Origin of the sequence: Serratia sp. SCBI, from assembly GCF_000747565.1 — a bacterium.
Classification (GTDB): domain Bacteria; phylum Pseudomonadota; class Gammaproteobacteria; order Enterobacterales; family Enterobacteriaceae; genus Serratia; species Serratia ureilytica.
In genome coordinates this window covers 3,016,067-3,042,088 of sequence record NZ_CP003424.1, presented here as the reverse complement: position 1 = coordinate 3,042,088, position 26,022 = coordinate 3,016,067, and the positions used below count along the sequence as shown (strand labels likewise).

31 protein-coding genes and 4 pseudogenes are annotated in these 26,022 nt (G+C 60.4%); 11 read left to right on the top strand and 24 right to left on the bottom strand.

Features of this window, described 5'->3' with window-relative positions; translation table 11 throughout:
* Positions 1–5: 5 nt before the first annotated feature.
* The 10 genes from flgC (at position 6) to flgL (ending at position 9,663) form a co-directional block, all read left to right on the top strand.
* On the top strand, positions 6–410 hold the full coding sequence (flgC, locus tag SERRSCBI_RS14325) for a flagellar basal body rod protein FlgC (protein WP_004934826.1): 405 nt from the start codon (positions 6–8) through the stop codon (positions 408–410).
* A 12-nt stretch (positions 411–422) separates the two neighbouring features.
* Positions 423–1,100, top strand: a complete 678-nt coding sequence (flgD, locus tag SERRSCBI_RS14320; RefSeq protein ID WP_033643523.1) for a flagellar hook assembly protein FlgD — start codon at positions 423–425, stop codon at positions 1,098–1,100.
* Positions 1,101–1,154: 54 nt separating this feature from the next.
* On the top strand, positions 1,155–2,378 hold the full coding sequence (flgE, locus tag SERRSCBI_RS14315) for a flagellar hook protein FlgE (RefSeq protein WP_033643522.1): 1,224 nt from the start codon (positions 1,155–1,157) through the stop codon (positions 2,376–2,378).
* Between the two features lie 12 nt (positions 2,379–2,390).
* Positions 2,391–3,146, top strand: a complete 756-nt coding sequence (locus SERRSCBI_RS14310) for a flagellar basal body rod protein FlgF (protein WP_033643521.1) — start codon at positions 2,391–2,393, stop codon at positions 3,144–3,146.
* 18 nt (positions 3,147–3,164) lie between these two features.
* Complete coding sequence (gene flgG, locus SERRSCBI_RS14305; protein ID WP_004934819.1) at positions 3,165–3,947, top strand: flagellar basal-body rod protein FlgG; 783 nt, start codon at positions 3,165–3,167, stop codon at positions 3,945–3,947.
* Between the two features lie 83 nt (positions 3,948–4,030).
* Positions 4,031–4,732, top strand: coding sequence for a flagellar basal body L-ring protein FlgH (gene flgH, locus SERRSCBI_RS14300; RefSeq protein ID WP_004934817.1), 702 nt, complete (start codon positions 4,031–4,033; stop codon positions 4,730–4,732).
* A 10-nt stretch (positions 4,733–4,742) separates the two neighbouring features.
* Positions 4,743–5,843: a flagellar basal body P-ring protein FlgI gene (locus SERRSCBI_RS14295; RefSeq protein WP_004934816.1), complete on the top strand. Its 1,101-nt coding sequence runs from the start codon at positions 4,743–4,745 to the stop codon at positions 5,841–5,843.
* Positions 5,843–6,787, top strand: a complete 945-nt coding sequence (gene flgJ, locus SERRSCBI_RS14290) for a flagellar assembly peptidoglycan hydrolase FlgJ (RefSeq protein WP_033643520.1) — start codon at positions 5,843–5,845, stop codon at positions 6,785–6,787. Before SERRSCBI_RS14295 ends, flgJ begins: the two co-directional genes overlap by 1 nt.
* A gap of 207 nt (positions 6,788–6,994) precedes the next feature.
* Positions 6,995–8,644, top strand: a complete 1,650-nt coding sequence (gene flgK / locus SERRSCBI_RS14285) for a flagellar hook-associated protein FlgK (RefSeq protein ID WP_033643519.1) — start codon at positions 6,995–6,997, stop codon at positions 8,642–8,644.
* 59 nt (positions 8,645–8,703) lie between these two features.
* On the top strand, positions 8,704–9,663 hold the full coding sequence (flgL, locus tag SERRSCBI_RS14280; RefSeq protein ID WP_042784866.1) for a flagellar hook-associated protein FlgL: 960 nt from the start codon (positions 8,704–8,706) through the stop codon (positions 9,661–9,663).
* Positions 9,664–9,850: 187 nt separating this feature from the next.
* Here flgL and SERRSCBI_RS14275 read toward each other — a convergent pair whose 3' ends face one another.
* From SERRSCBI_RS14275 to fliF, 16 genes and pseudogenes are all read right to left on the bottom strand, one after another.
* Positions 9,851–10,177, bottom strand: coding sequence for a hypothetical protein (locus tag SERRSCBI_RS14275; RefSeq protein WP_042784863.1), 327 nt, complete (start codon positions 10,175–10,177; stop codon positions 9,851–9,853).
* A gap of 14 nt (positions 10,178–10,191) precedes the next feature.
* Positions 10,192–10,458, bottom strand: coding sequence for a hypothetical protein (locus tag SERRSCBI_RS14270; RefSeq protein ID WP_038876860.1), 267 nt, complete (start codon positions 10,456–10,458; stop codon positions 10,192–10,194).
* Positions 10,459–10,816: 358 nt separating this feature from the next.
* Entirely contained in the window at positions 10,817–10,951 is a 135-nt protein-coding gene (gene sra, locus SERRSCBI_RS24945; protein ID WP_004934807.1) for a stationary-phase-induced ribosome-associated protein, read from the bottom strand.
* A 355-nt stretch (positions 10,952–11,306) separates the two neighbouring features.
* Positions 11,307–12,089, bottom strand: coding sequence for a flagellar biosynthetic protein FliR (fliR, locus tag SERRSCBI_RS14265; protein WP_033632754.1), 783 nt, complete (start codon positions 12,087–12,089; stop codon positions 11,307–11,309).
* A gap of 2 nt (positions 12,090–12,091) precedes the next feature.
* Positions 12,092–12,361, bottom strand: coding sequence for a flagellar biosynthesis protein FliQ (fliQ, locus tag SERRSCBI_RS14260; RefSeq protein WP_004934803.1), 270 nt, complete (start codon positions 12,359–12,361; stop codon positions 12,092–12,094).
* Positions 12,362–12,382: 21 nt separating this feature from the next.
* Entirely contained in the window at positions 12,383–13,144 is a 762-nt protein-coding gene (gene fliP / locus SERRSCBI_RS14255) for a flagellar type III secretion system pore protein FliP (protein WP_033632755.1), read from the bottom strand.
* Complete coding sequence (gene fliO, locus SERRSCBI_RS14250) at positions 13,141–13,545, bottom strand: flagellar biosynthetic protein FliO (RefSeq protein ID WP_033650868.1); 405 nt, start codon at positions 13,543–13,545, stop codon at positions 13,141–13,143. Before fliO ends, fliP begins: the two co-directional genes overlap by 4 nt.
* Positions 13,545–13,961, bottom strand: a complete 417-nt coding sequence (fliN, locus tag SERRSCBI_RS14245; protein ID WP_004934799.1) for a flagellar motor switch protein FliN — start codon at positions 13,959–13,961, stop codon at positions 13,545–13,547. The genes fliO and fliN overlap by 1 nt, the downstream gene beginning before the upstream one ends.
* Positions 13,954–14,958: a flagellar motor switch protein FliM gene (fliM, locus tag SERRSCBI_RS14240; RefSeq protein WP_004934798.1), complete on the bottom strand. Its 1,005-nt coding sequence runs from the start codon at positions 14,956–14,958 to the stop codon at positions 13,954–13,956. The genes fliN and fliM overlap by 8 nt, the downstream gene beginning before the upstream one ends.
* 5 nt (positions 14,959–14,963) lie before the next feature.
* Positions 14,964–15,448, bottom strand: a pseudogene (gene fliL, locus SERRSCBI_RS14235) (flagellar basal body-associated protein FliL).
* A 165-nt stretch (positions 15,449–15,613) separates the two neighbouring features.
* Positions 15,614–16,844 (bottom strand): annotated as a pseudogene (locus tag SERRSCBI_RS23795) (flagellar hook-length control protein FliK).
* Entirely contained in the window at positions 16,841–17,287 is a 447-nt protein-coding gene (fliJ, locus tag SERRSCBI_RS14220; protein ID WP_033643513.1) for a flagellar export protein FliJ, read from the bottom strand. The pseudogene SERRSCBI_RS23795 and the gene fliJ overlap by 4 nt, the downstream one beginning before the upstream one ends.
* Before the next feature lie 20 nt (positions 17,288–17,307).
* Positions 17,308–18,669: a flagellar protein export ATPase FliI gene (gene fliI / locus SERRSCBI_RS14215; RefSeq protein ID WP_004934781.1), complete on the bottom strand. Its 1,362-nt coding sequence runs from the start codon at positions 18,667–18,669 to the stop codon at positions 17,308–17,310.
* Positions 18,669–19,372: pseudogene (fliH, locus tag SERRSCBI_RS24220) on the bottom strand (flagellar assembly protein FliH). The gene fliI and the pseudogene fliH overlap by 1 nt, the downstream one beginning before the upstream one ends.
* On the bottom strand, positions 19,365–20,357 hold the full coding sequence (gene fliG / locus SERRSCBI_RS14205; protein WP_004934775.1) for a flagellar motor switch protein FliG: 993 nt from the start codon (positions 20,355–20,357) through the stop codon (positions 19,365–19,367). Before fliG ends, fliH begins: the two are co-directional and overlap by 8 nt.
* Positions 20,354–22,048, bottom strand: a complete 1,695-nt coding sequence (fliF, locus tag SERRSCBI_RS14200) for a flagellar basal-body MS-ring/collar protein FliF (protein ID WP_033650870.1) — start codon at positions 22,046–22,048, stop codon at positions 20,354–20,356. Before fliF ends, fliG begins: the two co-directional genes overlap by 4 nt.
* A 315-nt stretch (positions 22,049–22,363) precedes the next feature.
* Between fliF and fliE the strand changes: the two genes are divergently transcribed.
* Positions 22,364–22,678: a flagellar hook-basal body complex protein FliE gene (gene fliE, locus SERRSCBI_RS14195; RefSeq protein ID WP_033643509.1), complete on the top strand. Its 315-nt coding sequence runs from the start codon at positions 22,364–22,366 to the stop codon at positions 22,676–22,678.
* A gap of 32 nt (positions 22,679–22,710) precedes the next feature.
* Here fliE and SERRSCBI_RS14190 read toward each other — a convergent pair whose 3' ends face one another.
* The 8 genes and pseudogenes from SERRSCBI_RS14190 to SERRSCBI_RS25375 form a co-directional block, all read right to left on the bottom strand.
* Positions 22,711–23,994: a site-specific integrase gene (locus SERRSCBI_RS14190; RefSeq protein ID WP_042784859.1), complete on the bottom strand. Its 1,284-nt coding sequence runs from the start codon at positions 23,992–23,994 to the stop codon at positions 22,711–22,713.
* A gap of 31 nt (positions 23,995–24,025) precedes the next feature.
* The gene (locus tag SERRSCBI_RS24215; RefSeq protein ID WP_071883560.1) at positions 24,026–24,274 is read right to left on the bottom strand and encodes an excisionase family protein; all 249 of its coding nucleotides are present in this window, start codon (positions 24,272–24,274) and stop codon (positions 24,026–24,028) included.
* 16 nt (positions 24,275–24,290) lie between these two features.
* Positions 24,291–24,482 (bottom strand): hypothetical protein, encoded by a 192-nt coding sequence (locus SERRSCBI_RS14185; protein WP_042784857.1) that lies wholly within the window; start codon positions 24,480–24,482, stop codon positions 24,291–24,293.
* Positions 24,479–24,688, bottom strand: coding sequence for a hypothetical protein (locus SERRSCBI_RS14180; RefSeq protein ID WP_042784856.1), 210 nt, complete (start codon positions 24,686–24,688; stop codon positions 24,479–24,481). The genes SERRSCBI_RS14185 and SERRSCBI_RS14180 overlap by 4 nt, the downstream gene beginning before the upstream one ends.
* A complete protein-coding gene (locus SERRSCBI_RS14175) occupies positions 24,681–24,902 on the bottom strand; it encodes a hypothetical protein (protein WP_004940166.1) in 222 nt (73 codons plus the stop codon). The genes SERRSCBI_RS14180 and SERRSCBI_RS14175 overlap by 8 nt, the downstream gene beginning before the upstream one ends.
* A gap of 70 nt (positions 24,903–24,972) precedes the next feature.
* The gene (locus SERRSCBI_RS14170) at positions 24,973–25,227 is read right to left on the bottom strand and encodes a DNA polymerase III subunit theta (RefSeq protein WP_042784855.1); all 255 of its coding nucleotides are present in this window, start codon (positions 25,225–25,227) and stop codon (positions 24,973–24,975) included.
* 9 nt (positions 25,228–25,236) lie between these two features.
* Positions 25,237–25,497 (bottom strand): hypothetical protein, encoded by a 261-nt coding sequence (locus tag SERRSCBI_RS14165; RefSeq protein WP_004940162.1) that lies wholly within the window; start codon positions 25,495–25,497, stop codon positions 25,237–25,239.
* Between the two features lie 216 nt (positions 25,498–25,713).
* Positions 25,714–25,863 (bottom strand): annotated as a pseudogene (locus SERRSCBI_RS25375) (DUF551 domain-containing protein); the annotation flags it as partial.
* Between the last annotated feature and the right edge of the window lie 159 nt (positions 25,864–26,022).

The window sequence follows — 26,022 nt, the reverse complement described above, 5'->3', positions numbered from 1 at the left end:
GGCGCATGTCTTTACTGAATATTTTTGATATCTCCGGCTCGGCGTTATCGGCGCAATCCCAGCGCATGAACGTCAGCGCCAGCAACATGGCCAACGCCGACAGTGTGACCGGCCCGGACGGCGAACCTTACCGCGCCAAGCAGGTGGTGTTCCAGGTCGCAGCGGCGCCGGGACAGCCGACCGGCGGCGTGCGCGTTGCCCAGGTGGTGGACGATCCGGCGCCCGAGCGTCTGGTGTATCAGCCGGGCAACCCGCTGGCGGACGCCAAGGGGTATGTGCGCATGCCGAACGTCGACGTAGTGGGGGAAATGGTCAACACCATCTCCGCTTCCCGCAGCTATCAGGCCAACGTCGAGGTGCTCAACACCACCAAGTCGATGATGATGAAAACCCTGACGCTGGGTCAGTAACCGGAGGTTCCCATGGCTATCGCCCCAACCACGAACGAGTCGTTGGACAATACCGTCATCGGTAACAACAGCAAAAATACCAACAGCCAGGATCTGCACAACAGCTTCCTGACGCTGCTGGTGGCGCAGTTGAAAAACCAGGACCCGACCAATCCGATGCAGAACAACGAACTGACCTCGCAGCTGGCGCAGATCAACACCGTTCAGGGCATCGAAAAACTCAACACCACGCTGGGGTCGATCTCCGGTCAGATCAACAGCAATCAGTCGCTGCAGGCCACCGCGCTGATCGGCCACGGCGTGATGGTGCCGGGCAGCAACATTCTGGTCGGCAGCAAGGACGGCAAAGTCAGCACCACGCCGTTCGGCGTGGAACTGGAGCGCGCCGCCGATCAGGTAACCGCCACCATCACCAACGCCAGCGGGCAGGTGGTGCGCACCATCGAAATCGGCGGTCTGACCGCCGGCGTGCATGCCTTCACCTGGGACGGTTCGCTGGATGACGGCTCCACCGCGCCCGACGGCGCCTACAAAGTGGCGATTAACGCCAAAGGCAACGGCGAGCAGTTGGTGGCGCGCAGCCTGCACTTCGGCCTGGTGAACGGCGTGATCCGCGACGGCAACGGCGCCAAGCTGGATCTCGGCCTGGCGGGCAACGCCACCCTGGAAGACGTGCGACAGATCTTATAACCCTAAGCATCAGGCTCAATCGGACGATAGCCTGACCACTATTCGGAGAATAACATGGCTTTTTCTCAGGCAGTCAGCGGCTTGAACGCGGCAGCAACCAACCTGGACGTGATCGGTAACAACATCGCCAACTCCGCGACGGCGGGCTTCAAATCCGGCAGCGTCTCCTTTGCCGACATGTTCGCCGGTTCACAGGTCGGTCTGGGCGTCAAAGTGTCCGGCATCACCCAGAACTTCAAGGGCGGCACCACCACCGGCACCAGCCGTTCATTGGATGTGGCCATCAACGGCAACGGCTTTTTCCGCATGCAGGATAAAGACGGCGGCATCTTCTATACCCGCAACGGCCAGTTCAAGCTGGACGAGAACCGCAATCTGACCAACATGCAGGGTCTGCAGCTGACCGGCTATCCGGCGGCCGGCTCCCCGCCGACCATTCAGCAGGGCGCCAACCCGGTGCCGCTGAGCATTCCTGAAGGCATGATGAACGCGAAAGCGTCCACTTCCGGCCAGATGGTCGCCAACCTGATGTCGACCCATAAGGTGCCGGAAAACAAGACCTTCGATCCGACCAAACAGGACAGCTACAACTATACCAATACCATCACCGCCTACGACTCGCTGGGTAACGCGCACAACATCAACGCTTACTTCGTGAAGACCGAAGACAATAAATGGCAGGTCTACACCCAGGACGGCAGCGCAGCGCCAGTGAACGCCGGCACCATGGAGTTCAGCACCAGCGGTACCCTGGTGAAAACCACCAGCACCAACGGCGCGCCGGGCGAGTTCAGCATGGTGATCCCGATGACCGCCAAAGACGGCGCGCCGGCGCAAAACTTCACCCTGAGCTTCGCCGGCAGCATGCAGCAGAACGTGAGCAGCGACTCGGTGAGCAAGGTATCGCAGGACGGTTATGCCGCCGGTGAATACACGGGCTATCAGATCAACAACGACGGCACCATCGTGGGCGTCTATTCCAACCAGCAGACCCAGCTGTTGGGCCAGATCGTCATGGCTAACTTCTCCAACCCGGAAGGGCTGGCGTCGCAGGGTGATAACGTTTGGCAGGAAACCGGCGCGTCCGGTCAGCCGCGCGTCGGTCTTGCGGGCGGCGGCGGCTTAGGCAAGCTGACCAGCGGCGCGCTGGAGTCTTCCAACGTCGATCTGAGCCAGGAGCTGGTGAACATGATCGTCGCACAGCGTAACTATCAGTCCAACGCCCAGACCATCAAGACGCAGGACTCCATTCTGCAGACGTTGGTTAGCCTGCGCTAATAGGGTCGAGTTATGGATCACGCGATTTATACCGCGATGGGCGCGGCTCGCCAAACGCTGGAGCAGCAGTCCATTACCGCCAACAACCTGGCCAACGCGTCGACGCCGGGCTTTCGCGCCCAGCTCGCCGCGCTGCGCGCGGTGCCGGTTGACGGGCCGAGCCTGGCGACGCGCACATTGGTGGCCGCGTCGACGCCGGGCGCCGACATGAGCCAGGGGGCGCTGAACTATACGGCGCGCCCGCTGGATGTGGCGCTGCAGCAGGACGGTTTCCTGGCGGTGAGCCTGCCGGGCGGCGGTGAAGCCTATACCCGCAACGGCAACATCCAGATCTCCTCCACCGGGCAGTTGACGGTGCAGGGGCTGCCGGTGATGGGCGACGGGGGGCCGATCGAGGTGCCGCCCTCGGCGGAGATCACCATCGCCGCCGACGGCACCATTTCGGCGCTGAACGCCGGCGATCCGCCGAACACCATCGCGCAGATCGGCCGCCTGAAGCTGGTGAAAGCCGACGCGCGCGAAGTGATGCGCGGTGACGACGGGCTGTTCCGCCTGACGCCGGAAACCCAACAGCTGCGCGGCAATCAGTTGCAAAACGATCCGCAGGTGCGGGTGATGCCCGGGGTGCTGGAAGGCAGCAACGTCAAGCCGATGGAGACCATGGTCGACATGATCGCCAACGCCCGCCGTTTTGAAATGCAAATGAAGGTCATCCACAGCGTGGATGAAAACGAACAGCGTGCCAACTCACTGCTCTCAGTGAGCTAAGCAGCAAGGAAATAACCGATGATTCCATCCTTATGGATTGCCAAAACCGGTCTGGACGCGCAGCAGACCAACATGGACGTGATCGCCAACAACCTGGCGAACGTCAGCACCAACGGCTTCAAACGCCAGCGTGCGGTATTTGAAGATCTGCTGTACCAGACCATGCGTCAGCCGGGGGCGCAGTCCTCCGAGCAGACCACGCTGCCTTCCGGTCTGCAGATCGGCACCGGCGTGCGTCCGGTGGCGACCGAGCGGCTGCACAGCCAGGGCAACCTGTCGCAGACCAATAACAGCAAAGACGTCGCCATCAAGGGGCAGGGGTTCTTCCAGGTGATGTTGCCGGACGGCACCCAGGCCTACACGCGCGACGGCTCGTTCCAGATCGATCAGAACGGCCAGTTGGTCACTTCCAGCGGTTTCCAGGTGCAGCCGGCGATCACCATTCCGGCTAACGCGCTGTCCATCACCGTCGGCCGCGACGGCATCGTCAGCGTCACCCAGCAGGGGCAAACCGCCGCCCAGCAGGTGGGTCAACTGACGCTGACGACCTTTGTCAACGACAGCGGTCTGGAGAGCGTGGGCGAGAACCTGTATCAGGAAACCGAAAGCTCGGGCGCGCCGAACGAGAGCACGCCGGGGCTGAACGGCGCCGGTCTGCTGTATCAGGGCTACGTGGAGACCTCCAACGTTAACGTGGCGGAAGAGCTGGTCAACATGATCCAGACTCAGCGCGCTTACGAGATCAACAGCAAAGCGGTATCGACTTCCGATCAGATGCTGCAAAAGCTGACGCAACTGTAATCTGTCATTGACGGGCCCGGCTTGCCGCGCCCGTCATTCTCTTTCGTGAAACAAAGGCGATACCCGTGGTAACCACATATTCGATGGCAATCCTGCCGCGGCAGGGACAACGCTGGCTGGCGGGAATGGTGATGCTGACGCTGAGCGGCTGCGCTTATATTCCGCATAAACCGCTGGTGGACGGTGCGACCACGGCGCAGCCCGCGCCGGCCAGCGCGCCGATGCCGAACGGCTCGATCTTCCAGACGGTGCAGCCGATGAACTACGGCTATCAGCCGCTGTTCGAAGACCGCCGTCCGCGCAACGTCGGCGACACCCTGACCATCGTGCTGCAGGAAAACGTCAGCGCCAGCAAGAGCTCCTCCGCCAATGCCAGCCGCAACGGCGCCAGCAAGTTCGGCGTCGCCACCTCGCCGCGTTACCTTGACGGCCTGTTGGGCAATGCGCGCGCCGATATGGACATTTCCGGCGACAGCACCTTCGGCGGCAAGGGCGGCGCCAACGCCAACAACACCTTCAACGGCACCATTACGGTGACGGTCAACCAGGTGCTGGCCAACGGCAACCTGCACGTGGTGGGGGAAAAGCAGATCGCCATCAACCAGGGCACCGAATTCATTCGTTTCTCCGGCGTCGTCAACCCGCGCACCATCAGCGGCAACAACTCGGTCACCTCGACGCAGGTGGCGGACGCGCGGATCGAATACGTCGGCAATGGCTATATCAACGAAGCGCAGACCATGGGCTGGCTGCAGCGCTTCTTCTTAAATGTTTCACCGTTCTAAGGATTGACTGATGCTGAAAAAATGGTTTATCGCGCTGTGCGTCGGGCTGGTGTGCTTGCCGGCGGCGGCGGAGCGCATCCGCGATCTGGTGACGGTGCAGGGCGTGCGAGACAACGCCCTGATCGGCTACGGCCTGGTGGTGGGGCTGGACGGCTCCGGCGACCAGACCATGCAGACGCCGTTCACCACTCAAAGCCTGAGCAACATGCTGTCGCAGCTGGGCATCACCGTGCCGCCGGGCACCAACATGCAGCTGAAAAACGTGGCGGCGGTGATGGTGACCGCCAAACTGCCGCCGTTCTCGCGCGCCGGGCAGAATATCGACGTGGTGGTCTCATCAATGGGCAACGCCAAGAGCCTGCGCGGCGGCACCTTGCTGATGACGCCGCTGAAAGGCGTGGATAACCAGGTCTATGCGCTGGCGCAGGGCAACGTGCTGGTCGGCGGCGCGGGCGCGGCGGCCGGCGGCAGCAGCGTGCAGGTCAACCAGCTGGCGGGCGGGCGCATCAGCAACGGCGCCACCATCGAGCGCGAACTGCCGACCACCTTCGGCAGCGGCGGCGTACTCAACCTGCAGCTGAACGACGAAGACTTCACGCTGGCGCAGCAGATCAGCGACGCCATCAACCGCCAACGCGGCGGCGGCACCGCGACGCCGCTCGACGCCCGTACGATCCAGGTGCTGGTGCCGCAGGGCAACAGCTCTCAGGTGCGCTTCCTGGCGGAGATTCAAAACATCACCGTCAACGTCGGCGCGATGGACGCCAAAGTGATCATCAACTCGCGCACCGGGTCGGTGGTGATGAACCGCGATGTGATCCTCGATTCCTGCGCCGTCGCCCAGGGCAACCTGTCGGTGGTGGTCGATCGGCAGAACACCGTCAGCCAACCGACGACGCCGTTCGGCGGCGGCCAAACGGTGGTGACGCCAAACACCCAGATTTCGGTGCAACAGCAGGGCGGGTCGCTGCAGAAGGTGAACGCCAGCGCCAACCTGAACAACGTCATTCGCGCGCTGAACGCGCTGGGCGCCACGCCGATCGATCTGATGTCGATCCTGCAGGCGATGCAGAGCGCCGGCTGCCTGCGCGCCAAGCTGGAAATCATCTGATGGCGGGCGATCTGATGGCGATGTCGGGCGCGGCCTATGACGCCCAGGCGCTGAACGGCCTGAAGCGCGACGCGGCGGCCGACCCGCAGGGCAACCTCAAGCAGGTGGCCCAGCAGGTGGAAGGCATGTTCGTGCAGATGATGCTGAAAAGCATGCGTTCCGCCTTGCCGCAGGACGGGGTGTTGAGCAGCGATCAAACGCGGCTCTATACCTCGATGTACGATCAGCAAATCGCCCAGCAGATGTCGCAAAAAGGGCTGGGGCTGGCCGACATGATGGTCAAGCAGATGAGCAACGCCAACGCGGTGCCGAGCGAAACCGCGGGCATGTCGCCGATGGCGCTGGACAACGAGGTGCTGCAAACGCTGCCGAACCAGGCGCTGGAGCAGATGGTGCGCCGGGCGATGCCGAAAGCCCCGCCGGCCGCCGCGCCGCTGTCGCTCAACAACGGCAACTTCGTCGCTCGTCTGTCGATACCGGCGAAGGTCGCCAGCCAGCAGAGCGGCATTCCGCATCAGCTGATCGTCGCGCAGGCGGCGCTGGAATCCGGCTGGGGGCAGCGCGAGATCCCAACCTCAGACGGCACGCCGAGCTACAACCTGTTCGGCATCAAGGCCGGCGGCAGCTGGAGCGGGCCGGTGACGGAGATCACCACCACCGAGTTCGAACAGGGCGCGGCGAAGAAGGTGAAGGCGAAGTTCCGCGTTTACGGGTCGTACGTCGAAGCGATCGCCGATTACGTCAAACTGCTGACCAACAACCCGCGCTACGCCGACGTGGCCGCCGCGCGCAGCCCGGAGCAGGCGGCGCATGCGCTGCAGCGCGCCGGGTACGCCACCGATCCGCAGTACGCCAGCAAGTTGGTCAGCGTGATTCAGCAGATGAAGAGCGCGGGGGAACAGGCGGTGAAAGCTTACACCCACGATCTGAAAGATTTGTTCTAAATCCCCGTCATTCTTGACGCCGCTGCGGCGCCAATTATTTAGGGGGTAGGCGGCAATGGAGGCATCGCTGGATGCTGACCGCATTGCCGCTTTTTTTCCTCAAGTTCTTCTCATTTTTGCCGATAACCGAAACAGGCTGAGCGAACAGGCTCAGCAGCTCAATTAAGAACCCTGTGGGCCACCGGCGCCGCAGCATAAGGAATTCCGATGTCCAATAGCTTAATCAATACCGCGATGAGCGGGCTGAATGCGGCTCAGGTGGCGCTCAGTACCGTCAGCAACAACATCTCCAACTACAACGTGGCGGGCTACAACCGTCAGACCGCGATTCTGGCGCAGAACGGCGGCATGGCCACCATGAGCGGCTTTATCGGCAACGGCGTGACCGTCACCAGCGTTAACCGCGAGTACAACCAGTTCATCACCAACCAGCTGCGCGGCGCGCAAAGCGCGTTCGGGGCGCAAAACGCCTATTACGAGAAGATTTCGCAGATCGACAACCTGTTGGCGAGCAAGACCAACCCGCTGTCGACCAACATGCAGGATTTCTTTACCAACCTGCAGAACCTGGTGAGCAACGCCGGTGACGACGCCGCGCGCCAGACGGTGCTGGGCAAGGCCAACGGCCTGGTGAACCAGTTCAACAACACCGACAAATTCCTGCGCGACATGGACAACGGCGTCAATCAGCAGATCAGCGATACGGCGCAGCAGATCAACAGCTACGGCCAACAGATCGCCAAGCTGAACGACGAGATCACCCGTTTGCGCGGCAGCGCCGGCGGCGAACCGAATGCGTTGCTGGATCAGCGCGATCAGCTGGTCACCGAATTGAACCAGCTGGTGGGCGTACAGGTCACGCAACAGGACGGCGACGCCTATACCGTTTCCTTCGCCAACGGTTTAACCCTGGTGCAGGGCAGCAATACGTATCAGGTGGAAGCCGTGCCTTCCAGCAGCGATCCTTCCCGTCTGACCATCGGCTATAACCGCGGCAACGGCGCCAGCGAAGTGCCGGAAGGCCAGATCACCAGCGGCACGTTGAGCGGCGTGCTGAAATTCCGCAGCGAAACGCTGGACGGCGTGCGCAATCAGCTGGGCCAGTTGGCGCTGGCGATGGCGGACAGCTTTAACCAACAGCATCGCGCCGGCTTCGATCTGAACGGTGACGCGGGCGGCGACTTCTTCAGCTTCAGCGGCGGCCGGGTGGTGGATAACACCCGCAACACCGGCGACGCGTCGCTGTCGGTCTCTTACACCGATACCGGCAAGGTGAAGGCCAACGATTATCGCGTCGAGTTCGACGGCAGCAACTGGCAGGTCAGCCGCCTGCCGGACAACGTGAAAGTCAACGCGACGCCGGGCACCAGCGCCGACGGTAAACCGACGCTGAACTTCGACGGGTTGGAAGTGAGCATCGACGGCAATGCGCAGGCCAAAGACAGTTTCACCGTGAAACCGGTCAGCGACGTGGCGGGCAACCTGAAAGTGGCCATCACCGATTCGTCCAAGATCGCCGCCGCCGGTAAAGACGACAGCGGCCGCGGCGATAACGAGAACGCCAAGAAACTGCTGGATCTGCAAACCAAAAACCTGGTGGACGGCAAAGCGACCCTGAGCGGCGCTTACGCCGGCATCGTCAGCGGCGTCGGCAACCAGACCGCCGCCGCCAAGGCCATCGCCACGTCGCAGGCCAAAATCGTCACCCAGCTGGGCGCGCAACAGCAGTCGATGTCCGGCGTCAACCTTGACGAAGAGTACGGTGAACTGCTGCGTTTCCAGCAGTACTACATGGCTAACGCGCAGGTGATTCAGACCGCCAGCTCGCTGTTCGACGCGCTGCTGAACATTCGTTGATTTCATTGTTAATCGGCGCCGATAACGGCGCCGGTCGCTCAGAGTAAGGAACCCACAGCATGCGCATGAGTACCGGCATGATGTACCAACAAAACATGAACGGCATCACGGGCAACCAGTCGCTGTTCATGAAGGCCGCCGAGCAGCTTTCCTCCGGCAAGCGAGTGATCAACCCGTCCGACGATCCGCTGGCGGCGTCGCGCGCGGTGATGCTGTCGCAGTCGCAGGCGGAAAACAGTCAATACACGCTGGCGCGCACCTTCGCCCGTCAGAACGTGTCGATGGAAGAAACGGTATTGGCCGGCGCGACCTCCACCATCGCGGACATGAAGGCGTTGATCGTCAACGCCGGCGGCACCGAAAGCGATAACGATCGCCAGTCGCTGGCCACCCAGCTGCAGGGGTTGAAAGATCAGCTGCTGAACCAGGCCAACAGCACCGACGGCAATGGCCGCTATATGTTCGGCGGGTATGTGAACGACAAGGCGCCGTTCGTCGACAACGGCGGCACCGTCAGTTACCAGGGCGGCGACAAGACGGTTGAGCAGAAAGTGGACGCTAACCGCACCATGACCATCGGCCATACCGGCAACGCGGTGTTCATGTCATTGACCAGCAATCCGAAGCCCGAGCCGGACGGCAGCGCGCCGGTCAGCAACGTATTCGAGAGCATCGATATTGCTCTGAACGCGCTGAAAACCCCGCTGCAGGGCACCGACGAGGCCACCAAGCAGCAGGTGAACGATGCGCTGGCGAAAGCCAACCGAGGTCTGGACAACTCCTACAACAACGTGCTGAGCGTGCGCGCCGAGCTGGGCAGCCAGCTGCAGGAGATGGACCAGTTGGACAGCATCGGTAAAGAGCGTGACATGACCAATCAGATCCAGATGAGCGCGCTGACGGATGCCGACCTGGCCGAGTCTATCTCGTCCTACTTCATGCAGCAGGCGGCGCTGCAGGCGTCGTACAAAACCTTCAGCGATATGCAGGGCATGTCGTTGTTCCAGATGAATCGTTAAGAGCAATACCCCGTTGCCTGACCGCGACGGGTTTCCCTTTAGTGCGCTTAGAAAACGCCTTCTCCGCCCCGCGGGGAGGGAGGCTTCTTGAAACCGGGCGCACTCGTTTGGCGCGTCGCTCGTTCTCCCACTACTGACTGAGTGACGCGCCTTTTTTTGTCTGCGTGTTCCCCATTCACCTTAAGCCTTAGCGGAAAGGCACGCCGCGATCGTTGCCGGACCCTTTAGTGCATTGACTGCCTATGTTGACGAAGGCTGAGGCCGCCGTAGTGCCAATCGCACTGCCGTTACGGCTGGCCAAGGCGCCGGCCATGGCAATGGCACCGGTAACCACCGAGCCGGTACAAGGATCCTGAAATAGCCCATAGCCTTTAGCCGCCCAATTAGGCTGGAAGCCGTTCGCCTGCGCGCCGTAGGAGCTTCGGCCATAGTCGCGATCTCGGTCGCCGCCGTTATTGCCGTCGCCGGCGCCGCCCATCCGTTGCATTTCTTCGCTGGCCAGTTCTCTCAACATAGGTCGATCTCCTGTTAACGCGACTTGGCGTTATTTTTAGGGTTGTTGTTTTCGATTTGAGGCTTGCGGCTCTCATTGAACAGCCACCGTATTGGCGTATAGAGGCACTCGGCCAACTTCAATGAGCCAAATAAAGTAAACGGGATGATGACGAAACTATCGACGCCAGGCGGAAGAACAAATAACCCCCAGGAAAAGCCCAGCGTATTTAAAATAGTGCTCATGATCAAAAGGGCGATGCCGCTGATGAATAAATCACTCAGCTGGAATTTTATCTTCATATTTACACCGATTATATTTGGGCGAGACTTGCAGTGTGCTGTCTGCAAGGTTTCTTCCAATATAACGCTGGGGGAATAAGGTGGGAAATCGATTTTTCTTGTCAGTGAATAAATAAGAGATGTGAGTAAAGCAAATTATTAATGCATTATCTTTAAATTTAGCGTGTCAGCGAGGGCGACGCGCTGCATTATTTCATTCCTGACAATGAAATGTACAGGATGTCGACATGGCTTGCCGACGGGTGATTAATGCCGGTTACGGCAGGAGCCGGGTTGCCGTCCCGGTGCTGCGTCGAATGGCGCAGCAGAGGCCGGATACGGGCGCAACCCGGAATGTTTTGCTAAAAACCGTACGGGATTATTTCTTTTTCTTCACCACTTTCCATTTTTCACCGGCGGCCGTTTCGCTGATGGCAACTTTAAATTTGTTGCTTTTCCAGTGGGCCATACCGAATAACCGGCGTGCTTTGCGGTTGCTTTTCGCTTTAATCATGATCTCGCTCCTGTAGTTAGCAAAGGTCGATGCTGCGCCCTGCAGCCGGCAGGCTGCCGGACGCATTTATTCAGGGGGTAAGTTATCTGCCGCGCATTTAACTCTGCGCGGCTGCGTTATTTTATTTTTCTCTAACCAATAAGTTTATATTATCGCCGCGGGCGACTGACGGGGTGCGGGCGATATTTTTTCTACCGGGTCTATTTTAGGTCGGGGTTTTATTTATTCAAGCCGCCGGAGACATTTGGACCTTAATCCGGATAAAAGACGTTTCTCAGGCTTTTGTCCCAAGAAAGCGTTTTTATTGCCATTTTGTCTCAGGCGGAAGAGGGGGAAAGGAAGGGGCCGCAGGGGCTCAGAAGGTCATGCCGCCGATCACCGCCGCCAGTCGATCGAAGATTTCACCGAACAGGTGCTCACAGAACGGCGCCAACATCGGCATCATCATGCCCAGCGTCATGATGCCGAAGGTCATGGTGACCGGGAAACCGATCACGAAGACCGACAGCTGCGGCGTCATGCGGTTGAGCAGGCCGAGCGCCATGTTGAGCGTCAACAGCAGGCAGATCAGCGGCAATGCCAGCATCATGCCGTTGATGAAGATCAGCGAGCCGACCTGAGTCAACACCAGGAAGCCGTTGCCGTTCAGCGGCTGCGTTTGGATCGGCAGGGTATGGAAGCTGTCCGCCAGCAGCGAAATCAGCCACAGATGGCCGTCAAAGCTGAGGAACAGCAACATCGCCAGCAGGTTGAGCAGGCGCGCCAGCACCGGCATGTTCGGGCCGCCGCTGGGATCGAAGAAAGTGGCGAACGACAGTCCCATCTGCATGCCGATCACTTCCCCCGCCAGGCGCACCGCCGCGAAGGCGAACTGCATGGTCAATCCGAGCGCCACGCCGATCAGAATCTGCTGAATCGCCAGCCACAGGCCGGCGGCGGAGAAGATGGGAATATTGCTGGCGGGCAGCGTCGGCGCAATCAGGATGACGATCAGCCCGCCAAGGCCGATTTTGACCTTTTTGCTGATTTGCTTTTCGCTGAATATCGGCGCGGTGCTTATCAGCGCCAGAATGCGCAGCAGCGGCCAAAAGTAGTGGCTGAGCCAGACGGTGAGCTGGGCGCTGTCGAAGGTGAGCACGGTCAGCCGATCAGGGTAGGCAGGTTGCTGAACAGGGTGCGCATGTAGTCCAGCAACAGATTCAACATCCAGGGACCGGCGATGATGATGGTGGCCACCACCGCCAGAATTTTAGGGATGAACGACAGCGTCATTTCGTTGATCTGGGTGGCGGCCTGCAGCAGGCTGACGACCAGGCCGCTGATCAGCGCCGCCAGCAGCAGCGGGGCGGCCAGCGCCAGCGCGACTTTCATCGCCTCGGTGCCGAGCGCCATAACCGATTCAGGTGTCATCTCGCTTTCTCCGGTCAGGGGTTACGAATAGAAGCTCTGCGCCAGCGAGCCGAGCAGCAGCTGCCAGCCATCGACCAGCACGAACAGCATCAGCTTGAACGGCAGCGAGATGGTGGCGGGCGGCACCATCATCATCCCCAGCGCCATCAGCACGCTGGCGACCACCAGATCGATAATCAGGAACGGAATGAACACCGTAAAGCCGATCTGGAAGGCGGTTTTCAGTTCGCTGGTGACGTAGGCGGGCAGCAGGATGCGCATCGGCACCGCTTCCGGGCCGGCCAGCGGCGGCTGATTGGCCAGTCTGGCGTACAGCGCGAGATCGGTTTCGCGCGTTTGCCGCAGCATGAATTCGCGCAGCGGCTGCGCGCCTTTATCCAGCGCGACTTCCAGCCCGATTTTGTCCTGGCTGAACGGCAGATAGGCATCCTGATAAACCTTGTCGAACACCGGCGACATGATGAAGAAGGTCAGGAACAGCGCCAGCCCCAGCATCACCTGGTTCGGCGGCGCCGACGGCGTGCCCAGCGCGTTGCGCAGCAGGCCGAGCACGATGATGATGCGGGTGAAGCTGGTCATCATCAGCAGCATGGCCGGCAGGAAGGTCAGCGAGGTCAACAGCACCAGCGTCTGCACCGGCAGCGACCAGCTCTGGCCGCCGTTGGCCAGCGGCTGGCTGATCAGCCCCGGCAGTTGCGCGAAAGCCGCCGGGCTGATGAACAGCAGGGCGGCAGGGAGCCAAACCGCCGGGCGGCGGACGAGGGTATGAAGAGTCGAGGTCATGCCGATTTTTCCGGGCGTTTCAGAACTTTTTGCATCAGTTGGCGGAAGTCCGCCGGTGTCGCCGCGTCGGCCTCGCCTGCGTCTTTCGGCGGAGCGGGCAGGGTGTGCAGCGGGGTGATCTGCTGGGCGGTGACGCCCAATACCAACAAGGTGTCATCGACTTCCACCACCACCACGCGCTCGCGCTGCCCGACCTGGCAACTGGCGCGCAGGTTAAGCAGTTTGTTGTTGCGCGCCTGCGGGGCGAAACCCAGCCGACGGAACAGCCAACCGGCCAGCAGGATCAGCAGCAGAATGCCGCCGAGTGCGCTGCTGACCTGCATCAACACCGAACCGGCCGGCAGGGCCGGCGCGGCGGGCGGTTGGGTGCTTTGGACGGTAACGGGCGCCGCGGCGGTCATCAGCGGCTCAGTCGACGCATGCGTTCGGATGGGGTGATGATGTCGGTGATGCGCACGCCGAACTTGTCGGCCACCACCACCACTTCACCTTGCGCGATCAGGTAACCGTTGATCAGGATATCCAGCGGTTCGCCGGCCAGGCCGTCCAGCGCCACCACCGAGCCTTGCGACAGGCGCAGCAGCTCTTTAATGGTCATCTTGGTGCGCCCCAGTTCCACGGTCAGCTTGACCGGAATATCCAGGATCAGGTCGATATCCTGCAGGCTGCCGAGCGCATCCTGAGCTTCCAGCGACTTGAACACCCCTTCGGTGCTCGCGCCGGATTTCTCTGAAGACTGCTGCTCGTTAAACGCATCAGCCCACAGATCGTCTACGGATTCCTTTCCTTCGCCAGACGGTTGCTTAGGATCACTCATTGGGCTGTTCCTCACTCAGAGCATTCAAAATAGGGTTAATCAAATGTTCAACACGCAGGGCGTATTGCCCGTTTAACGTGCCGTATTGGCTGGTCAGAACCGGTACGCCGTCCACATGGGCGATCAGGCGTTCCGGCTTGTCTATCGGTAATACATCGCCCGGTTGCAGCTTCAGGACTTTCGACAGCCGCATCGGGATATCGACGAAGTTGGCGATCAGCTCCAGTTCGGAGTGCTGCACCTGCTTCACCAGCGTTTCGCGCCAGTGGCTGTCTTCCTGCCGCGAATTTTCCAGCGGCGGGTTGGTCAACAGTTCGCGCAGCGGTTCGATCATCGCGAATGGAATGCAGATGTTGAACTCGCCGGTCAGCGCGCCGATCTCCACCTGGAACGGCGTGGTGACCACGATGTCGTTCGGCGAGGTGGTGATGTTGGTGAACTTCACCTGCATTTCGGCGCGCACGTACTCCACGTCGATCTTGTAGATGGCGCTCCAGGCGTCGCCGTAGGCGTCCAGCGCCAGGCGCAGCATGCGCTTGATCACCCGCTGTTCGGTCGGGGTGAACTCGCGGCCTTCGACCTTGGTCGGGAAGCGGCCGTCGCCGCCGAACAGGTTATCGACGGCGATGAACACCAGGCTCGGCGCGAACACGAACAGGGCAGTGCCGCGCAGCGGATTCAGATGCACCAGGTTCAGGTTGGTCGGCACCGGCAGGTTGCGGGCGAACTCGTGATACGGCTGGATTTTGATCGGGCCGACGGTAATGTCCGGGCTGCGGCGCAGCAGGTTGAACAACCCCATGCGGAACTGCCGGGCAAAACGTTCGTTGATGATTTCCAGCGCGTGCAGTCGCTCGCGCACCACGCGGCGCTGGGTGTTCGGATCGTAAGGCTTGACCTCGCTCTCTTTGCCGACCACCGCTTCGGGTTCATCACCCGCGCTGTCGCCGTTGAGCAAGGCGTCGATCTCTGCCTGTGAAAGAATGCTATCGCCCATAGTGATTACCGCAGTATGAAGGCGGTGAACAGCACGTCGCTGACCACCTGCTTCGGTTGTCCCTTAACCAGCGGCGGGCTGAGCACGTCCTTTATCTGCGCCACCAGCTGTTGCTTCCCTTGTTCATTGGCCAACTGACTCGCTTCCTGACGGGAAAGCAGCATCAGCAAGCGGCTGCGCACCTCCGGCAGAAAATCGTTCAGCTGACGGCGGGTACTTTCGTCCGGCAGGCGCAGCGTGAGGCCAATATACAGCACGCGATCCGGGTTGTTGTCCGGCGTCACCAGGTTGACGGTAAAGGTGTCGAGCGGCATGAACACCGGCGCGGCCGGCGGTTGCTGTTTGACGGCGGCCGGTTCGGCGCCGTTTTTATGCTGTTGCAGCAGCCACCAGCTGTAGCCCGCGGCGCCACAGGCGACGACGCTGATCAATACCAGCAGGATGACCAGAAGGGGCGTTTCGGTGCTGCCGGAAGGGAGTTCTGAGACATAGCCAAATCTAATTCCTGTTGTTCCACCCGCGGCCTGCGTGGCGGCGGGCATAGCGCGCGGCAAAGCCGCACGCATGACATGTAAAGGTATTATCGCGTCTATCGCGGCGTGCAATAGCCTGAATAGACGCGCAAATGGGTGCCAGCTTGGGCGTTTGCGGCGGCTCAGGCGAAAATATCGACGCCGTTGACCGCGCTGGCCATGCGCTGCAACGCCACCGGCGCGCTGACGCCGTCGGCGGCCGCAGCCTCGCCGCCAGCGTGTTCAGCATAGCTGGAACGCCCCTGGCCATTGGAAGCCTGCTGCTGCGCCTGTTGCCATTGCGGGGTGGACTCGCCGCCCACGCTGCTCTGTCCCAGGTTGATGCCGCTCTCGGCCAGCGCGTGACGCAGCTGCGGCATCGCCGCTTCCACCGCCGCGCGCACCTGACCGTGGGCGGAGGCAATGTGTAATTGTGCCTGCTGATCGTCCAGTTTCAACGTGATCTGCAAGGCGCCCAGCTCCTGCGGGTGCAGGCGCAGCTCGGCGCTTTGCTGGCCGTTGCGGTGGAACATCAGCACCTGTTGGTTCAACGCCTGCTGCCATTCCGGGCTGCCCAGCTGCGCGTTTAACTGCGGCGCGGGCGGCGCCGTCACCAGCGCGCCGGCCGGGGCGGCCGTTTTGCGTGGGGCTGGCGGCGGCCAGGGCGACGGCGTGATTGAGCGTCGTCGGCTGCTGCGTATCGCTCGCCGGCAGCGGTTGAGCGGCACTGGCGCGCTCGCCGCTGGTCGGCTGCGGGAGCGCCGCCGTGGCGCTATCGCCGTCCGGGGCAGGGTTTTTAGCGTTTGTCACCGTCGTGGCGGCTGACGCCGACGAGCGCGCGGCGGTGTTATCACCGGCCGCCGCGATGTTCAGCAGGCCGTTGCCGGGCTGCAGCGCAGTCGCATCGTCAGCGTTTTCCACCGGCAGCGGCCGCTGGCCGTCGGCCGGTTGAGTCTGGGCGACGATCGCGGCCGGCAGCATGGCGTACAGCGCCTGCAGCGTCGCGGCATCCAGCTCTTTGGCCGCGGCGATCGGCGGCTGCGCCGGTTTATCGCCGGCGACGGGCGCATCGGCCTCGGGGCGTTCAGATGAAAGCGCATCGGCTGAGATTGCCGGGTTCTGCAGCAGGCCGCCGCGCTCGCCGAAGGCGGCCAGCAGTTGATTGAGCTGGTTGCGGCTCAGGGCCGGGGCGCGTTCATCGTCCGCGCTCAGCGCGACCGGCGGCTGTTTGCCATCGGCGGCGGGCGCGAAACGCGCGCCGAGCAGCTGGGCGAATGCCGTCGACAGTTGACTCTCATCCAGCGCCGACGTCAGTTCGGCCAGGCCGCCGGCATCGCCGGGTAAGGCCAGGCCGGGCAGGGCGTTCAGATTCATGGGTTGATATTCCTTTGTGCACTGCGTTGAGCGAACTCATCCATCAGTTTTTGATCCCGTTTATTCTCCTGCTGCTGCTCCGCATTTAAGGCGCGGGTATGCAGGGTCTCGAAAGCGTTCAACCGCTGTTGTTTGTCTTGCCATTGCTTCACCGCATGATCCACTTTCTGCCCCCACTGCAGCAGCTGCTGGCGGTGCTGGTCGATGGCCTGTTCCAGCGTGCCGATAAACTGCTGGTAGTTTTGCCAGCGTGAGCTGTCCATGCCGTCGCAGAGCGTATGATTCAGCTTCTGGCGGTATTCGTCCTGATAGTTGAGCAGCATTGACAGCTGTTGCTCCGCCGCCTGCTGCGCCTGCCGAACCTGGCCCAGCTGTTGCGCGGCTTGTTCCACCGCGTCCTGCGCCAGATCGCGCAGGGTAATCAGGGGTGACTGTGATTTCATCGCTCTGCGCCTCTGTGACGTTAAACAATCAACTGCTGCAGCTGTTGACAGGCTTCATCATAGCCGCTGCGTTCAAAGATGCCCTGTTGCAGGTACGCCTCCATCTGCGGGTACAGCGTCATCGCTTTGTCCAGCAACGGATCGCTGCCGGCCGCGTAGGCGCCGACGCTGATCAGATCGCGGTTGCGCTGATAGCTGGCCAGCATCTGTTTGAAGGTGCGAACCCGGCGATAATGCTCCTCGTCGATCAGCGACGTCATGGCGCGGCTGATTGACGCTTCGATGTCGATAGCCGGGTAGTGGCCGGCCTCCGCCAGGCGTCGGGACAGCACCACGTGGCCATCGAGGATGGCGCGCGCCGAGTCGGCGATCGGGTCTTGCTGATCGTCCCCCTCGGTCAACACGGTGTAGAAGGCGGTGATGGAACCGCCGCCGCTGATGCCGTTGCCTGCGCGTTCCACCAGCGCAGGCAGCTTGGCGAAGACCGAAGGCGGATAACCTTTGGTCGCCGGCGGTTCGCCGATAGCCAGGGCTATCTCACGCTGCGCCATGGCGTAGCGGGTGAGGGAATCCATGATCAGCAACACGTGCTGCCCGCGATCGCGGAAATCCTCGGCGATGCGGGTGGCGTAGGCCGCCCCCTGCATGCGCAGCAGCGGCGACACGTCCGCCGGCGCGGCGATCACCACCGAGCGCGCCCGGCCTTCGGCGCCGAGAATGTTCTCGATAAAGTCTTTGACCTCGCGGCCACGCTCGCCGATCAGGCCAACGACGATCACATCCGCCTGGGTATAACGGGCCATCATGCCGAGCAGCACGCTCTTGCCGACGCCGGAACCGGCGAACAGGCCCATGCGCTGGCCGCGACCGACGGTCAGCAGACCGTTGATGGTGCGCACTCCCACGTCCAGCACCTGCTCGATCGGCGTGCGCTGCAACGGGTTGAACGGCGCGGTGATCAGCGGCGCGCGGTAACCGGTTTCCGGCGACGGCAGACCGTCGAGCGGTTTGGCGCTGCCGTCCAGCACGCGCCCCAGCAGCGCCGGGCCGAGCGGCAACTGCTTGCCGGCGCTTTGGCCTTCCGGCGCGATGCGGGCGTAAACCCGCGCGCCCGGCACGATGCCTTCCACTTCTTCCAGCGGCATCAGGAACAGCCGCTGGCCGTTGAAGCCGACCACTTCGCTTTCCACTTCCTGCACTTCACCGGCGTCGTGCCGTTCGATGAGGCAGGTCGCCCCGAGCGGCAGCTGCAGCCCGGTGGCCTCCAGCACCAGCCCGGTGGCGCGGGTCAGGCGGCCGTAGCGGCGCACCGTCGGCGCGCGGGCGATACGTTTTTCCAACGTATCCAGAGAGCTCAGCCAGCGGCCGAGACGCGCGGTCATCAGACTTCTCCCGGTGCCGCCAGGCGACACAGTTCATGCCAGCGCGTCGCCAGGCTGGCGTCGAGATCGCCTTCTTCGGCGCTGACCTTGCAGCCGCCCGGGTGCAGTTCGCCGTCCGCCAGCAGGCGCCAGCCGTGCAGGCTGAGGGTAACCCCCAGTTGCTGCTCGACGCGGGGTAGTCGTCCGGGTGGACCCGCAGCTGCGGTTTGCCGTTGAACATCGGCTCCTGCTGGATCAGCTGTTGGATTTGCGCGAGCAGGGCGGTGCCGTCGCACACCGGCGGCTGGCCCAGCACCTGTTTGGCGGCGGTCAACGCCAGCTGCATCAACCGGGAAGCGATCACGCTGTCGAGCGCGTCCAACGTGTGCTGGAATTCGGTGACCAACTGCTGCCAGTGGGCGGTCAGCGGCTGTTGCTGCTGCTGCGCTTCCAGCAGCCCTTGCTGACGGCCTTCTTCCAGACCGGACTGAAAGCCGGCCTCATAGCCTTTTTGCTGGCCGTCGGCATAGCCCAATTGCTGGCCCTGTTGCTCGGCCTGCAGCCGCAGCGTCGCCAACTGCTGTTGCAATTCGGCCTGCGCGTCCGGCGACGGATCGCTGTGTTCGAGATCCGGCAGCGGCGGCAGTTCGAACGCCGGTTTCTGTTCGCCCAAATCGTTGAGCGACCAGGGCTGCCAGGGCAGGGTGTTAATGCGATCAGACATAGGTGTCCTCGCCGCCGCCGATGATCATTTCGCCGGTTTCCGCCAGGCGTCTCACCACCAACAGGATGGCTTTCTGCTCGTTCTCCACCTGCGACATGCGCACCGGGCCACGGTTGGCCAGATCGTCGCGCAGGATGTCGGCGGCGCGTTGCGACATGTTCTTGAGGAACTTCTCGCGCAGCGGCTGTTCGGCGCCTTTCAGCGCGATCAGCAGCGACTCGCCTTCCACTTCTTGCAGCAGGCGCTGGATGCTGCGATCGTCGACTTCCACCAGGTTTTCGAACAGGAACATCTCGTCGATGATCTTCTGCGCCAGCTCGCCGTCGTATTCGCGCATCGCGTCGATGACCGCTTCTTCCTGCTGGGTTTTCATCAGGTTGATGATCTCGGCGGCGGTGCGCACCCCGCCCATTTTGCTGCGTTTGAGGTTCTGACCGTCGAGCAGGTTGTTCAGCACCTCGGTCAGCTCCGCCAACGCCGCCGGCTGCACGCCGCCGAAGGTGGCGATACGCAGCATCACGTCGTTGCGCAGGCGTTCGTCGAACAGGGCCAGAATATCCGCCGCCTGGCCGCGTTTGAGGTGCACCAGAATGGTGGCGATGATCTGCGGGTGTTCGTCGCGGATCAGGTCGGCGGCGCTCTGCGGCTCCATAAAGTTGAGCGTTTCCATGCCGGTGGTGGTCTCGCGCGATTCGAGAATGTCTTCCAACAGGCTGGCGGCGCGCTCTTCGCCCAGCGCCTTGACCAGCACCGAACGCAGATAGTCGCTGGCGTTGACGCTCAGCGCCGCGTATTGCTCGGCGTCGTCTTCAAACTCGGTCAGTATTTCGCCGAGCTGTTTGTGCGACACCTGGCTCATGCCGGCCATGGTGCCGCTCAGCAGCTGTACTTCGCGCGAGGAGAGGTGCTTGAACACCTCCGCCGCGCGATCTTCACCCAGCGTCATCAGCAAGATGGCGCTTTTGTCGGTTCCGGTCAGGCTCATATCTCGTTACTCATCCATTGGCGGATTACCAGAGCGACCACGCGCGGGTCTTTGTCAGCCAGATCGCGGATCCGCTGGCTCTGGACTTCTGCGCTGACGCGCTGCTGCGATTTACGACGCTGCGCCAGCTCCTCGTTGCTCGGTTTGCTGCTATCGACCGCTTTGGCGGCAGGCGCGTTGGCGGCGGCGATGGCGGCCTGTTGCGCCGCCTGGCGCTGTTGCAGCTGCGGCCGCACCAGTTTGCGCCACAGCAGCCAGGCAACCAGCAGCACCAGCAGATAGCGGCCCGCGTCGATCAGGCGATCGATAAACGACTGGCTTTGCCAGAACGGCAGTTCGCCACCGGTCACCTGAGCGTCGGTAAACGGCGTGTTGACCACGTTCAGGGTATCGCCACGGCTACTGGAGTAGCCCATCGCTTCACGCACCAGCGCTTCGATCTGCGCCAGCTGTTCTTTGCTCATCGGCTGCGGTTTGCCGTCTTTATCCGCGCCGAGGTAGTTGACCACCACGGCGACCGACAGACGCTGCACGGTGCCGGCTTTTTGCTGGGTATGGCGGATAGTGCGATCGAGCTCGTAGTTGGTGGTCGCGTCGCGACGGGTATTTTGCGGCACGCCGCTGGCCGCCGCGCTGCGGGTGGTCGCGGCGTTTTGCGCGGTGGCGTTGGCGTTATTGCCCGCCGCCGGCTTGGCGGTTTCAATCGGCGCCGTAGGCGGAGCGCTCGGTTGGTTGGACAGTGCGCCCGGCACACCGCCGACCTGCGGCCCGCCGATCTGCTCGCTCAGGCTGGTTTGCTGTGAGCGGATGGCGGCTTTATCCGGCTGTTGGTTAGGTTGGTACTGTTCATCGGTTTGTTCGCGCGTGGCGAAGTCGATCTGCGCCGTGACCTGCGCACGCACGTTGGCGCTGCCGACCACCGGGGCGAGGATCGCTTCGATGCGGCGCTGGAAGCCGTTTTCGACTTCGTTGGCGTATTTCAGCTGCGAAGCATTGAGATCGCGCCCGGTGCCGTCGGACTGGGTCAGCAGGCGGCCGGCCTGATCGACCACGGTCACGTTGCCCGGCGGCAGACCGGCGACGCTGCTCGACACCATATAAACGATGGCGTTGATCTGGCCGTCGTCCAGCGCACGGCCGGGTTGCAGGGTCAGCGTTACCGAGGCGGAAGGGGATTTTTGTTCGCGCACGAACAGCGAAGGTTTAGGCAGCGCCAGGTGAACGCGGGCGTTTTGCACCGGCCCCAGCGACTCGATAGTGCGCGACAGCTCGCCCTCGAGGGCGCGCTGATAGTTAATCTGCTCGCTGAACTGGCTGATGCCGAATTTTTCCTGATCCAACAGTTCGAAGCCGACGGCGCCGCCTTTCGGCAGCCCCTGCTGCGCGAGGCGCAAACGGGTTTCATGCACCTTTTCCGCCGGGATCAGCAGCGCTGCGCCATTCTCGGCGAAGCGATAAGGGATATTCATCTGCGTCAGCTGGGTGACGATGGCGCCACCGTCGCGGTCGTTCAGATTGCTGTACAGCACGCGGTAGTCGGGGCTTTTCACCCACAACAGCAGTGCGACGACGATCGCGATCGCGGCGGAAGCGGCGACCAGCAACGGAATTTTCGGGTTGGCGCGCAGACGGTTCCAGATGGCCTGCAGGCCGTTGTCGCGGCTTTCGCCGGCGGTTATCGAAGCACTCATTTTAGGTCTCGTCCTTCAATGGCGCTCACGATCCCGTACGGGCCGCTGAGCAGCTCCCTGCCAGGCTGATGAACGGTATGGTTAGCGTTGTGTGACAAAACAGACTCCCTGATACACATATCTTCTAAATAGCGGCGCTCCCATTTCTGGGCAGGCCATTATTCGCCTTATCAGACAATTCCGATTGCCCGATAAGCCGGGTTTTTTGCAGTTAATTAACCGCTTTAGGTCCGAAAACGCTGTGCTAGGGTGTGCATCATTGGAGAAGTACAGGGTGAAAACGTCACCCGGCGAGACGAGAGGATTGAGGACCAGATGGCGATTCAGGGCATTGAAGGGGTACTGCAGCAGATGCAGACCATGGCGGTTCAGGCCGGCAAGATGGGGCAAAATGCGGCGCCGCAGGGCGTCAGCTTCGCCAGCGAACTGACCGCGGCGCTCGGCAAGATCAGCGACACCCAGCAGACGGCGCGCAAACAGGCGCAGGACTTTGAGCTGGGCGTGCCGGGCATCAGCCTGAATGATGTGATGGTCGATCTGCAGAAATCGTCGGTGTCTTTGCAACTGGGCGTCCAGGTGCGCAACAAGCTGGTGGCGGCCTACCAGGACATCATGAATATGCCGGTGTGATTGATCAAGTTCGTTGATTTAAAAGAAGAATGTCACTCGTTAATGGCGGCGTGGGGCACTGATGGGGCAAACTCCGTTAATTTCTGGTTCAATAGGTTGATTTGGTCATGGTTGTTTTCAGCCATCCATGACCCGTAAACCTGGTAAACCATCTGCGCGGATGCATGCCCCATTTGCTGAGCAATGAAGTTTGGGTTTGCGCCAGCAGATAGCGACCAACAAGCGTAAGTGTGCCGTGATTGGTAGGCCTTTCTATGCCTGATACCAGCTCGACGTAATGCAGAGTCCCAGCTTTGGCCGATTGTACCTTCTGAATAATGATGTCCGCTCCTGCCATTTGTTGCTGTCATGCTTGGGTTAAAAACAAACGTGCATTTGTGGCTGACCGTTTTACCGTATTCGCGAAGGGAAACGGTGATGTCATGTGCTCTGCCAAGACGAGTTATTTCAGCCTGATCGCGTAGAGCGTCGATTGCTGGCTGAACAAGTTGAACAACGCGATCTGTTCCTGCTGCCGTCTTAGGAAGCTTGAACTGACCATTCTTTATGAGGTTTCTGCGAACGGTGATACTTCCTACATGAAGATCTATATCCTCCCAACTGAGCGCGCATAGTTCGCCATGGCGAAGACCAGTGTATACAGCTACTGACCAAAGGTTACGAGTCTGGCGAATATTTATCGCATCCATCATGCGCAGAAATTCTTCGCGTGAAAGCGGGTCAGGTAGCGGCTTCGACTTTGTTAACGGTGAAATGTTAGCGGTTGGATCAGAAGAAACATATCCATTGGCAAGTGCAAAGCGGAACATTGATACAAGGCAACCGATATAGCCGTTAACTGTCGACGCCGACCGGCCTCTCTTGGCACTCTTATGCCCATGCCCAATAGCTTGAAATCCGGTAAGCATCTCTTTCCTGGCGACCAAGATATCTTCTTGCCTGACTGATGATGCCAGCCTATTGACACCGATGAATGGCAGAGTATTTGCTATCTTCGACTCATACTTACCCTTTGTGCTTGTAGCTAATTCCATCTCCTTAATAGATAGCCACTTTTCAGCAAGCTGATTTAAGGTTATTTCATTCCTTTCTATCCCAAACTTCGCCAGGTTACGCGAGTTAGGGAACCTATCTGCATAGTCAAATCGCCCCGTCTTTATGTCGTAACAAATCGCCGCTCTTAGATCACCCGCTATCCTCCTATTTTTTGCCGTGTCAGGAACCCCAAGCGCCTCCCTAACTCGCTCGCCTTTATACATGAACCAAATGCGCAAGAACCCTCCGTGGTTCTCTACGCCAGTTGGATATGCAGCCATAGAATTCTCCTTTCTGTTGTCGGATGTCTATTTAAGCAGATTTACGTCTCTTGGTCGCCGGAGGCTGCCTCTCTATCCAGCGATCTACTTCTTCTCGGTTATAGAAGCATGGGCTGTTGTCGCGTGGCTGGCTATCTGGTGCGACGTGCCGATACTCCTTGCCCTCCATCCATGAGGTTTCTCTTGCTGTTTTTATAGTGTTATGTTTCAGTCCGGTAACAGCCATAAGAACTGATTCAGACACCCATTTGTTTGGCATCAGATTGATTACTTCGCTCATGGTTATTCCTGAAATATTATTGAATGGTGATATTGGCAGGGGTGTTATATTCGTGAGATGACTGCTCGGCGATCAACTTCACGCCTGGCTTAACGATCTGCTCGAGAATCGCCATCTTACCGGCATACTCTTCATCATCAGCCGCGCCGAGATAGATGGTGATCATGCGGCCATCAAATATGAGTAGGGCGCTTTGTTTTGTTCTCATGCGACACCTCGTTGCCTGTCTGCTTTTATCCGGCGTTCGTAGTCTTCAGCGCAGCTATCGCCAAGGCAGAAATTACCTTTGTTGATAGTCTCTCCACACCAATAACAGCGGCCAGTAAACACCATTGACGGTTTAGGGCGGTTGGATAATGCGGCGAGGATAATCAGCTCTTCTTGTTCTTGTGCGTTGTCGATGATGTCAGCCATGTTTAACTCCTAATCCTAAAATGCTCTCGACATCATCAGCGCCACAGCCGGATGCCATGATTGCTTGCCCTTCATGCAAGAAGACCCGAACTGGAGCAGGCATCACGCCGGTACGCTCCCACAGTGCTTGATGAAGTTTCTGCTGCAATGCATCCGTGCTAACGCGCCCGTCAGTGAAATAGGCGCGGGGAATCCTGACGCTGATAGTGTCCATAGTGGTTACTCCGCCTGGAGATAAGGCAACAAAAAACCCGCCGTAGCGGGTTCATGTCAGTTGGTTGGATTTACTTCTTGCCGTTGGCCTCTGCCATCTGCTGATAGCGCGGGTCATTCGCCCCTGGGAATTTGTGGCTCTGGCCACGATAATGCTGAAGTCGCTCACGGAAGTATTCGCGCAGATGCGCTGGCTGCTCTTCTTCAACTTGCGCAGGCACAATCGGCATATTCATGCGCTCTTTGTAAGCTACGCCTGAAGCAGCTAAGTCCACGTTAACCTTCTCACGCTCTTCCGGTGATTTATCCGCTATGTTGTATGACATCGCCCAATCCTATATCAGCTCAAAGTCATCATCGAACGTTGCAAAGTTTAGCTCTGCAGCGCGCATCTCGAGGATAAATTTGATGCCGTCATGTAGTGAAGTGGGCCGATCATACTCCAGAACGAAACGATCGTGATAGGTGCGTCCTAGCCAGTATCCTCCGCCGTATTCCTTCAGTCGCTGAAAGAACACCCATCCGCCTTCTTTGGGATACTCCAGCGTCTCGCCGCGGTAAACGACCTGATAGCCGCTGTCGTTTTTCGTTGTCATAACTCACACCATAAAAATACTGTTCATGTATACAGTATAATTATGGTTATCTGTGAGTCAATTCCTACCCTCCGGCGCAGCTTCATAGATGCATAGGGCAATCCCACCACAGCAATGAGCTTCCATGGCGATGGCTTCGGCGATTTCGTCGGTAATTTCCAGCGGCATGAGTTTGAATCCTTCCGGCAACGTGTAACGCTGACTTACAGGTTGAGCCAGCATTGCGGCGCGGCAGGCGTTCCAAACCTCGGCGGCGATATCTCGCTCACTATCGGTCATTTTGTAGGTAGAAACATAACCGGATAACTCCTCTACATTTTCCGCCGTCGCCTCATCCGGCACTGCTGGCGCTGGCGGGGCGGTGTAGAGCGGAGTTAGTTCCCCTATCGTCCTCTCCTCAGCCTCTACTCTGTTGGGATATGCCGGGGTCGATATGATTTTTTCGTCCGTTAGGTCATCGCTCATAACCCACATCACCGGCTGCGCCTCCCGGTTAGCCGCCAGCTCGTCAAATGCGTCGGCGTT